We start from the raw sequence: 653 nt of genomic DNA, 5'->3' as shown, positions 1-653 counted from the left end.
CGCCTCATTGCGTAAAACATTTCCGCATCGAGGACGTTCTCGCACCACACAACGCGCTTACGGCAATATTGAATATCAGCACCAGTGTGGTATTGAATTCGTCGAGCGATGTCTTGCGTGTTGTTGCAATCACAATATCGTCTAATAGCTACATCACGAACTGGGCTTTCCCGGTGGAGCGTCTTAATCATCACGCGTTCAACGAAAGCGGCATCATCTGATTCTTTGGCGAGAGCGATGATGTTGCTGAACGATGATTGAGGGATAACCAGCTCTCTGGCTTTCTGATAGAGAACATCACCACGCAGGCCATCCTCTTCATAAAGCCTCATAACAACTCTTTCTATCTGGTTGGCTTTATCCTCACTCCAGTGACTGCGAATCATCAGGCGACCGATAACGTTGATAGCACCTGCAGGAGAATCATCACCACGATTAACGCGCCCCCAGACTGACAGCATGTAATGCACCCATGCCTGCTGTTTTTTGGTGATGGTCTTTTTTGGGTGACGCCAAACGCGCCGGAAATGAGCGTCATCAACAAAGTTCACCATTGAGAATATCGGCGTTATCTTCATGCTTCTGCTCCTGATGTTTTATAGCGACTGATGTAATTGCGTAATATCCGGTAGTCAGTGGCAAATGACCCCGGG

1 protein-coding gene is annotated in these 653 nt (G+C 48.1%); it reads right to left on the bottom strand.

What is annotated here, in order from left to right; genetic code table 11:
• Nucleotides 1–578: hypothetical protein (locus B9P82_RS28105; protein ID WP_101701463.1), on the bottom strand; the 578-nt coding region annotated here is incomplete at its 3' end.
• Nucleotides 579–653: the final 75 nt, after the last annotated feature.

It is taken from the genome of Citrobacter sp. L55 (assembly GCF_002850715.1).
GTDB classification, from domain to species: domain Bacteria; phylum Pseudomonadota; class Gammaproteobacteria; order Enterobacterales; family Enterobacteriaceae; genus Citrobacter; species Citrobacter braakii.
This window is presented reverse-complemented; position numbering and strand designations above follow the sequence as displayed.